The organism is Corynebacterium sp. HMSC11E11 (assembly GCF_001807025.1).
Lineage (GTDB): Bacteria > Actinomycetota > Actinomycetes > Mycobacteriales > Mycobacteriaceae > Corynebacterium > Corynebacterium freneyi.
Genome location: NZ_KV787122.1, coordinates 1 through 9117, shown reverse-complemented (window position 1 = coordinate 9117; position 9117 = coordinate 1). Strand labels below are relative to the sequence as shown.

The window sequence follows — 9117 nt, the reverse complement described above, 5'->3', positions numbered from 1 at the left end:
TCAACGCACTCTAAATCCTGAAGAGCCGGTTAACCTCGGCCACAGCCGCACCGACATCGTGGCCTGGGACCGCAAGAAGCGGCGCCCGCACGTCACGGGCCACGTGCGGGATGTGTAAGTCAGCGCCCCGCGAACTTCAGGTAGTCCGACGCCGCCGGGTGGTCCTCGTCCCAAGTGTCGACGATCCGCCCGGCATTCATCGTCGCCCGGTTGACCAGGCCGTTCTTCGTCGGCCCGATCAGCGCGAACAGCTCCGGTTCCGCCTCCTTGTCCAGCACGAGCGTCCGGTCGCCGTAGCCCATCAGGTATTCGTCGAACGCGGGCAGCGCGATCGGCCCACGCGGCGGTCGGGCCTTCGGGTTCGCCGCCGCCTCCTCGGCAGCCTCGGCGAGCATCAGGTACCGCTCCCCCGCCACCGACACCTCCGCCACCGCGTCGCCCGCGATGTCCACGGCCCGCCGGATGGTGGAATTCGCGTGCCCCGACCACCACGCGATGTCGGAGACCTGCGCCGGTCCCCGGCCACGCAAATGCTTGACGACGAGCCGACGCAACAATTCATCGGTCTCCGCGTCGTCGGCGCCGTCTTCGGCCGCCGGCACCCACGCCTCGAACGCGGTGAAGGTGTCCGCGGTACCGACCGGCGGGCCCTGCACCAGGACGCGTTCCTCGCACAGGAAACGCAGCATGTGGGAACCACGGCTCGACGACGAATCGATGCCGACCGTCGCCCACAGTTCGCGCACGCCGTCCCTGGTCAACGCGACCGCCGCACCACGCGGTCCGACGAATGAGACGGCCTTCTCGGCGACGTGTTCGGGCAGTCGTCCGGGGTCGGTGGTGGCCTCGGCCAGGGCGGCACCGGCGCGGAGCACGTCGTCGAGCGTGAGCCCCAGGGCCGCGCGGCGCTTCTCCACGCCGGAACGCGCCCGGTGGGAACACAGGCCCGTCAGCCAGGAGACGTCTTCGGCGGCCATGACGTGGTGCGTGCCACGCATGGGCCACGTGCGGATAAGCGCGCCGGATTCCAGCGCGGCCTGCACGTCCGAATACTTCGCGCCCTTCGTGCGGATGCCCACCGCCCACCGCGCCGCCTTCGCGTTCTGCGCCTGCATGGCCAGCATGTGGCGCACGGCGGACACAGCATCGGCGGCGCGATCCTTCGCGGTGAGCAGCTGCGCCCGGCACCGGGCGGCGCGGGCTGCGGTGGGAGTGAGCTCGAGCATCAGGGCTGCCCCGGCTACGTCGACAAGATCCGCAGCGCAGCGTCGCGAACCTCGGGCACCTCGGTCACGCCGTCGGAGTACAGGAAGTGCTTTGCACCGGGGACGACGATCGGCTCGACTCCGAGACGCCCCGCCATCGCCGCGGTGTCGGCGTTGGGCACGACGTGGTCGCCGTCGGACATGACCACTTCCACGTCACCGAGCCTCGGCAGCAGCGCCTCGGTGCCCACGCCGTCGCCGATGTAGTCGTCGAGCTCCGGCAGCGCGGCCACCCGGGCATCAAAACCGGCGACGAGCACCAGGCCGTGCGGCCACTGCTCCGGGTGCCGCTCCAGGTGCGACAGCACCGTGATGCAACCGAGGGAGTGGGCGACCACCACGGCCCCGTCCAGCGTGCCGGCCTGCTCGGCCAGCGCCGCCGCCCACTCCACCGGGTCCGGCCGCGTCGGGTCGGGCAGCGCCACGCGGGTGACGGGGAAGCCCTCCTCGACCAGCTTGGAGGCCAGCCACGGGTACCAGTGTTTGGCCGGGTAACCGTTGTATCCGTGGACGATGACCACTCGCGGGCGGCCGGAGTCGGCGTCGACCCCGTCCGGAAGGTCCGTGACGGGGTCGTGGTGCTTTTCGCTCATGCCCGCGAGGGTAGGCGATCGGCGGCAAAGCCGGGCGGAATCGGCCCGCGGGCATCAATCCCAGGAGGCGGTCTCCGGGTCGACGCCGTGGGCGCGGGCATCGGCCTCGATGGCCGCGACCAGCCACTTCGTCGGCTCCACGCCACCGTAGGCCTCGTGGAACCGCTCGTCGACCAGGTACATCCGGGCCAGGATCACCTGGCGGCCGTGGCCGCATTCGTAATGCTTCTCCACGCCCGCGCGGTGCAGGGCCGACACCTCCCGGCCGAGCTCGGAATCGGGGTCGATGTCGTCGCCGATGGCCTGCGCCAGCTTCGCCACCAGCGCTTCCTGGTCGGCGTACATCTGCGCCCACTCTTCCTCGGTGCGGTTCGCGTTCGCCTGCTGCGACTGCTCCCACGCCTCGGTGTCGCCCCAGCGGGCCTCGGCCTCGTCGGCGAAGTCCTGGCGCCACCCGCCGCCGAACTTTTCGGCCGCGGCGCGGGCGTCCATCGTCGTGTTCTTTCCGTCGTTCATGCTCATCTCCTCCAGCATCTCGTCGACTGCGTCGATGATCCGGCGCAGATGCGAGGCGCGATCGACCAGCAGCCGACGCTGGCGCTCCAGGTGCTCCCGGGCGTCGCCGTCGCCGTCGACCAGGCTGCGGACCTCGGCCAGCGGCAGTCCGATCTCCCGGTACACCAGGATCCGCTGCGCGCGTTCGAGGTCGGCGTCGACGTACAGCCGGTGGCCGCCGAGCGTCCGCCACGACGGCACCAGCAGGTCGATCGACTCCCAGTGCCGCAGCGTCCGCACGGTGATCCCGAGCAGCTCGGCTGCCTCGCCGATGGTCAGCTCGGTGCCGTCGCCGTCGCGGGTGCCGTCGGTGGTCGGAATCGCTTCGTCTCGCATGAACGGGACTCAATCACCTGACGCGACGTCAGGTTCAACCCCGGGCGCCAGCCCCAGCTCCCCGATCGCGGTCAGCGCCGCCTGCGCCGCGTCGTCGTCGATGACGTCCATGGCGAATCCGTTCTGGATGAGCACCCAGTCGCCGACCTTCGCCTCGGGCACGTACGCCAGGCAGCATTGGCGGGCGGTGCCGCCGAAGTCGAGGTCGGCCATCGGCATGAGCCCGTCGTGGATGGCCAGGATCTTCCCCGGAACCCCGATGCACATGTCAGCGTCCGCCTTCCTTCCGTTGCTCGTCGTCCACGGTAACCCCCATGCCGCCTTCGGGTGCCGACGTGCACGGCAGGCACGGGTCGGCGGCCCTGATCGCGGCCTCGGCCCATGCTTCGCGGTCGGCGTCCCCGTCGCCGGCCGCCGCCAGCGAGGCGCGCAGCATTCCGGCCAGCCACCCTTCGTTTTGGGCGGTGGGCGTCAGGATGCGGCAGCCGGTCACCGTCCCTGCCTCATCCACCTCGTATTCGTGCGCGAGCAGTCCGCGCGGGCCGTCGACGACGCCGATTCCGGTTCCCCGCTTCATGCTTGACGACGCCCCCTCCCCCGCGTTCACCGTGCTCCCGCCCGTGCCGTCGGAGGGCGCGACGGCCAGGGATCCGACCAGACGAGCCAAGGCGGCGACGGAGTCGACGAGGCCGAGCACCTGCGCCTCGAACGGGTCGTCGGTGGCGCCGGTGTCCCCGGCAATCGCCCGGAACCGCGCCCGAGCCAGCGGCCCCACCCGGTACGGCCACCGACGCACGCCGCCGTCGATGGTCTCGAGTTCGATGACCGGCCGCGGGTCGGGGGCGCCGGGGCGGCTCTCCGTCACGTGCGACGCCCATTGCGCCGCGGTCATCGTTTCCTCCACGCCGTCGCCGACGAGCCCGACGTGGCCGCCCAGCGGATCGAGCTCGCCGCTGGCATCGACCACCGCGACATCCAGGCCGTCGAACCGCGCCGTCGCCGCCGCCCGAGCACCCGACGCAGGCAGGGCGAGGAGGAGGGACGCCAGATCGTCGTCAAGCACGGGAAGCCCTGCCGCAAGTTCGGCCAGCGCCTCCGCATCGACGGGAACGCGCACGCCGCCGGGCACCGCGACGTCGGGGAAATGGCCCGGCGCGCCCGCCGCCTTCATGGCCAACTTGCCCAGGCGGCGCAGGCGCACGGCGAGGTCGCGGTCGCGGCCGATGAAACGGGAGGACAGGGAATCGAGGACGCTGCCGTGATGCAACAGCAGGCGCTGCTCCCGCACGTGGCGCGGCAGATCCTCCGGCGCGATGCCGGCCAACGACTCCAACGCCGCCACCCCCGCCAAATGATGGGCGACGGGACAGATGCCGCAGAGCATCTTCACCAGATCCGGCACCCCCGCGACGTCCTTGCCCGCCAGCATCGGATCCAGGCGCGGCAGTCCCGACAGATCGAAACGGGCATCGGCGACCGTCCCATCGGCGGCGCGGACGACCACGACCCTCGCCTCGAACGGATCGACCAGCTGATCCAGGTGAATGGTCTCGCTCATGACACCAACGCTTTCACATTCGAACGACGTGCCACACTTGGGGCATGCATGAATTGGGGCTTTTGACTGGCGTGGTCGAGGTCATCGTCGACGCCGCCGACGGCCGACGCGTGCGGCGCGTCGCCCTCGACGTGGGCACCCGCTCCGGCGTCATCGAAGACGCCCTGCACGCCGCCTGGCCACTGGCCACCGGCGGCACCGTCTGCGCCGGGGCCGACCTGGAAATCGACATCATCCCCGCCACCGTGTGGTGCCCGGCCTGCGCGGCCGAACACGAAATCGACGAATTCTTCGCCCTCGCCTGCCCCGCCTGCGGCGCCCCCACCGCCGACCTGCGGCACGGGCGGGAATTCGCGATCCGGGAAGTCGACGTGGACGTGGGCGCGGACACCGGCACGGGCACAGGCACCTAATCCGCCGCCCACCGCGCCAACACGTCCTCCGCCGCGGCGACCGCCGCCGGCACGCCCGCGGCGACCTCCGGGGTCAGGCGCACCTCCAGCTCGGCGCTGGCGCACACCACGCCGACGACGCCGACGAGCTCCGGCTCCCGGCCCAGCAGCCGCGCCGTGGCCAGCAGATCCAGCAGCCCCACCTGGTGCGGCGACAACTTCGAATTGAGCAGACGCGGCACCTGGTCGCCCTCCAGCACCACCACGTCGCCGGGGTCCCCCGGGCCGGTCAGCCCATCGAGGACCAGCAACTTGCGCGCCTCGCCGACCACGCCCACCAATTCCAGGCCGGACGTGCCCCCTTCGACGAACGCGACGTCGCCGATGCGACCGTCGGGACCGGCGGCGATGTCCGTGGCCGTGGCCGTCGCCGTCGTCACGTGCGACGGCGTCGACGGCGTCGACGACGCACTGGTCAACGGAACGAGGGCGTCCACGTCGACGGAGCGGGCGCCGTCGGCGTCGCGGACGTCGCCGGTGTGGTCGGCATCATCGCCGCGCCCCGCGAATCGGGCCTTGAGCAAACGGAGGATCTCCAGCCCGGCGGCGTCGTCGCCCATGACGGCGTTGCCGACGCCCAGGACCGTGATCGCCGGGCCCGCAGGGTCCGCCGGGTCCGCCGGGCCCGTCACTTCGCCGTCCACCGGTTCACCCGCGCCCACCGGAAACGACGGGCCTTCTCCTCCTTGTGCTCCGGCGGACCGACGCGATCGCCGTCGACCGGCTTGGCGTCGCGGTGCAACCACATGCCGCCGTTGATCATCGAGGAGATGCCGCCGTGCTTCTCCACGACGTCGGACCGCACGGCCAGGTACACGTGAATGACCACGAACACCCAGATGAGGAACATCAACACCGTGTGGATCAGCCGGACGACCGGAATGCCGACCCAATGGATCGGGTACGACAGCACCATGAGGAACCAATTCGACTGGTCGTACAGCCCGAACAGCGCCAGGCCCGTGATCACCTGCAGCAGGCACATCGCGTAGATGCCCGTGTAGGACAACTGCTGCAGCGGATTGTGGGCGATGTACAGCGGCGCTTCCTTCTTCAGGAACGCGTAGTACAACGTCACGTCCCACAGGCCCTTGACGTCCTTCATCGAATGGACCGGCGACAGTGCCCTCCACCGCGACTGTTTGCCGCGCGCGAAGAACAGCATGAACAACCGCGCCAACGCCACGCCACACCACAGGAAACCCGCGGTGATGTGGATGAAGCGGATGATGCCCATCAAATACCCGGTGTCCCCCGACGCCGCGGACGTCGCCGCGTCCGGGCCGAAGAACGGGTCCATGATGTACCAGCCGGTCGCCGACATCACCACGATGAGCAGCACCGACGCCCAATGCTGGAACCGCAGGCTCGCCGACCACAGGTCGACGCGGACGTACTCCTCGCCGTCGATGATCCGCCGCGGAGCACCGGGCTCGCGCAACGAATCCGCCGACATCTCCTGGGCTTCCATGCCCCGATCCGGGGTCTTGTCCGGGGCGGTCATGACGTCACCGTCTTGAAGATCTCCGTCCCCTCCGGGTCCAGCACGTGGACCGCGCAGGACATGCAGGGGTCGAAGGAGTGGATGGTGCGGATGGGCTCCAGCGGCTGCTCCGGATCGACCAGCGGATGGCCGCCGGCCAGCGACTCCTCGTAGGGGCCGAGGTTGCCCTCCGGGTCCCGGCCGCCCGCCAGCCACGTGGTGGGCACGACCGCCTGGTAGTTGCTCACCTTCCCGTCCTTGATGGACGTGAAGTGGCTGAGCATGCCGCGCGCGACCTCCGTGAAGGCCATGCCCGAGCATTCGTCCGGCCAACTCGACGGCTCCCACTTGGAGGCGTCGAACACGTCGATGTCGCCGTTGCGGATGCCCTCGACGAACTGCGGCATGACCACCTCGGACATGTACTCCGCGGCGGTGACCGCCTCGACGGCGCGGGCGTACGTGCGCCCGGCCGTGGAATTGAGCTGCTCCACCTCGATGTCCAACGTCCGGCGGGCCTCGTCGACAAGCTCCCTGGTGCGGGGCTCGCCCTGCACGTACGCGTTGAGCACGCGGGCGACGGGGCCGACCTGGATGACGCGACCGTCGTAGCGCGGCGCCTTCGACCACGTGTACTTGTCCTCGTCGCCCAACCATTCGTACGGCGGCGTCGGGCCGGTGTAGTCCACGGTCGTTTCGCCGACCAGCGGGTGCAGACCCGTGTCGTCGCCGTCCTCGTAGGTGAACCACGCCGAGGACACGAACTCCTCGATCTTCTGCGGATCAAACGGCGCCACCTTCGTGTAATCGCCGTCGAGGATCACGCCGGGCTTGACCTCCGGGTGCGTCGTCTCGACCCGCGACGTCGCCGGGTCACCCGCATACGTCGCGCCGGCCATGCCGACCGCCAGGAAATTCGGGGCGGCGGCTCCGATGTCGAAGTAGTCCTTGTACGCGCCCATGATCGCCACCGCGTCCGGGTAGTAGCAGTCGCGCACGAACTCGACCATCTCGGCGACCCACGTCTCGACCTGGTCCAGGTGGACCTGGTTGACCGTCTCCGACTTGTCCGGGTCAATCGAGCAGGCCATGCCGCCGACCAGGAAATTCGGGTGCGGGTTCTTGCCGCCGAAGACCGTGTTGATGCGGATGATCGACCGCTGGAACTCCAGGGCGTCGAGGTAATGGGACACCGCCATCAGGTTCGCCTCGGGAGGAAGACGGTAGTCAGGGTGGTCCCAGTAGCCGCCGGTGAAGATCGACAGCTGGCCGGACTCGATGACCTGATTCAGGGTCTCCTTGACCTTGGCGAACTTGTCGTAGGTGTTGCCCCGCCACGTCGATCCGATGGACCGGGCGAACTCCAGGGCCTTGTCGACGTCGGCCTCCGCGGCGGAGACGACGTTGACCCAGTCCAGGGCGTGCAGGTGATAGAAGTGCACCGTATGGTCGTGGATCTCCTGCGACCCCAGGACCAGATCGCGGATGCGGCGGGCCTGCGGCGGCGGGTTCGAACCGATGGCGTTTTCCACCGCGACGACGGAGGCGACCGAATGCACGCCGGTGCACACGCCGCAGATGCGGCCGACGAACGCCCACACGTCGCGGGGGTCACGGCCCCGGCAGATCTCCTCGATGCCGCGGAACATGGTCGTCTCGCTCCACGCGTCGGAAATCTTGCCGTTTTCGTGCTCCAGCTCGATGCGCAGGTGACCCTCGATGCGGGTCAGCGGATCGATGACGAGTCTTTCCGTGGCCATTTACCTGTCCTTCCCCGTCTCTCCACCGGACATGTTGTCCTCGGCGTCGACGCCGCGGCCGGCGGCACCGGCGTCCGGGCCATCGCCGAACGTGGCGATCACCTTCTCGTCACCCGACTTCTGCCGGATGCCGATCTGCTTGATGGTCGTGATTCCCCCGTGCACCGCCACACCGGCGGCGGCGACGCCGACGGCGCCGAGCCCCAGCTTCGCGGCCGACGACTCCACGCCGAAGCCGGTGACGTTCGGCAGCTCCTCGTAGAACGGGGTGAACTTGTCGAAGAAATCCTTCTCCGTGCAACCGATGCACGGATGGCCCTGGCCGATCGGCCACCCCGACTTCAGATTCCACTGGATGATCGGGCACGGACTGAACGTCGACGGGCCCTTGCAGCCCACCTCGTACAGGCACCAGCCGTTGCGGGCCGCCTCGTCGTCGAAGGTGCGGACGAACTGGCCGGCGTCGAAATGCGGGCGCCGCGGACACGAGTCGTGGATGCGCTGGTCGTAGGCGAACAGCGGGCGCCCCTCGGCATCGACCTTCGGGGCCTCGCCGTGGGTGAGGATGTACGTGATCGTCGCGGTGATCACCTCGCCGATCGGCGGACACCCGGCGACGTTGATGACCGGCTTGTCCTTGATCAACTCATCCACGCCGACCGCACCGGTCGGATTCGGCTTCGCCGCCTGCACCGACCCCCACACCGCGCACGCGCCGACCGCCAAAATCGCCGTGGCGTTCTCCGCAGCCTCCATGAGCACCTGCTCGGACGTCTTGCCGCCGATGGTGCAGTAGATGCCGCCGTCCTTCATCGGCACCGAACCGTTGACCACCAGGATGTGCGGCTCCTTGTTGGCCTCGTCCAGCGCCTCCTCCGCGGCATGCCCCGACGAAGCCATCAGCAACTCGTTGTACGGCATGGACAACCGGTTGAGCACCAGGTCCTCCACCGTCGCCCCACCCGATCGCAGCACCGACTCCATGCAACCGGTGCACTCCTGCAACTGGAGCCACACCACGTTGGGCTTCTTCACCGCCCCCAGCTTCTCCGCGATCTCCTCCGCAGCCGGCGTCAGCTCCTGCGCCCCCGCCATGGCGGGCGTCCCCGCCGCGA

10 protein-coding genes are annotated in these 9117 nt (G+C 69.6%); 1 reads left to right on the top strand and 9 read right to left on the bottom strand.

Annotated elements, in window-relative coordinates; translation table 11 throughout:
• Positions 1–119: 119 nt before the first annotated feature.
• Genes HMPREF3121_RS03185 through HMPREF3121_RS03165 form a run of 5 tightly spaced genes read right to left on the bottom strand, consistent with a single transcriptional unit; the run spans position 120 to position 4307 of the window.
• The gene (locus HMPREF3121_RS03185) at positions 120–1226 is read right to left on the bottom strand and encodes a winged helix DNA-binding domain-containing protein (protein ID WP_070519810.1); all 1107 of its coding nucleotides are present in this window, start codon (positions 1224–1226) and stop codon (positions 120–122) included.
• Between the two features lie 14 nt (positions 1227–1240).
• Positions 1241–1858 carry an RBBP9/YdeN family alpha/beta hydrolase gene (locus HMPREF3121_RS03180; RefSeq protein ID WP_083291225.1) on the bottom strand — a complete coding sequence of 206 codons (618 nt, stop codon included), beginning with the start codon at positions 1856–1858 and terminating at the stop codon, positions 1241–1243.
• A 54-nt stretch (positions 1859–1912) separates the two neighbouring features.
• Positions 1913–2749: a MerR family transcriptional regulator gene (locus HMPREF3121_RS03175; RefSeq protein WP_070519808.1), complete on the bottom strand. Its 837-nt coding sequence runs from the start codon at positions 2747–2749 to the stop codon at positions 1913–1915.
• A gap of 9 nt (positions 2750–2758) precedes the next feature.
• Positions 2759–3016 (bottom strand): HypC/HybG/HupF family hydrogenase formation chaperone, encoded by a 258-nt coding sequence (locus HMPREF3121_RS03170; RefSeq protein WP_070519806.1) that lies wholly within the window; start codon positions 3014–3016, stop codon positions 2759–2761.
• A gap of 1 nt (position 3017) precedes the next feature.
• Entirely contained in the window at positions 3018–4307 is a 1290-nt protein-coding gene (locus tag HMPREF3121_RS03165; protein ID WP_070519805.1) for a hypothetical protein, read from the bottom strand.
• A 44-nt stretch (positions 4308–4351) separates the two neighbouring features.
• Here HMPREF3121_RS03165 and HMPREF3121_RS03160 point away from each other — a divergent pair, with 44 nt between their 5' ends.
• Positions 4352–4720 carry a hydrogenase maturation nickel metallochaperone HypA/HybF gene (locus HMPREF3121_RS03160; protein WP_070519803.1) on the top strand — a complete coding sequence of 123 codons (369 nt, stop codon included), beginning with the start codon at positions 4352–4354 and terminating at the stop codon, positions 4718–4720.
• Here the strand turns inward: HMPREF3121_RS03160 and HMPREF3121_RS03155 are convergent.
• The 4 genes from HMPREF3121_RS03155 to HMPREF3121_RS03140 form a co-directional block, all read right to left on the bottom strand.
• Positions 4717–5391: a hydrogenase maturation protease gene (locus tag HMPREF3121_RS03155; protein ID WP_246816051.1), complete on the bottom strand. Its 675-nt coding sequence runs from the start codon at positions 5389–5391 to the stop codon at positions 4717–4719. The two genes, HMPREF3121_RS03160 and HMPREF3121_RS03155, sit on opposite strands and share 4 nt — an antisense overlap.
• Entirely contained in the window at positions 5388–6263 is an 876-nt protein-coding gene (gene cybH / locus HMPREF3121_RS03150; protein WP_070519799.1) for a Ni/Fe-hydrogenase, b-type cytochrome subunit, read from the bottom strand. Before cybH ends, HMPREF3121_RS03155 begins: the two co-directional genes overlap by 4 nt.
• Complete coding sequence (locus HMPREF3121_RS03145) at positions 6260–8002, bottom strand: nickel-dependent hydrogenase large subunit (RefSeq protein WP_070519797.1); 1743 nt, start codon at positions 8000–8002, stop codon at positions 6260–6262. Before HMPREF3121_RS03145 ends, cybH begins: the two co-directional genes overlap by 4 nt.
• The coding region (locus HMPREF3121_RS03140) for a hydrogenase small subunit (RefSeq protein ID WP_141742951.1) at positions 8003–9117 on the bottom strand (1115 nt) is incomplete at its 5' end.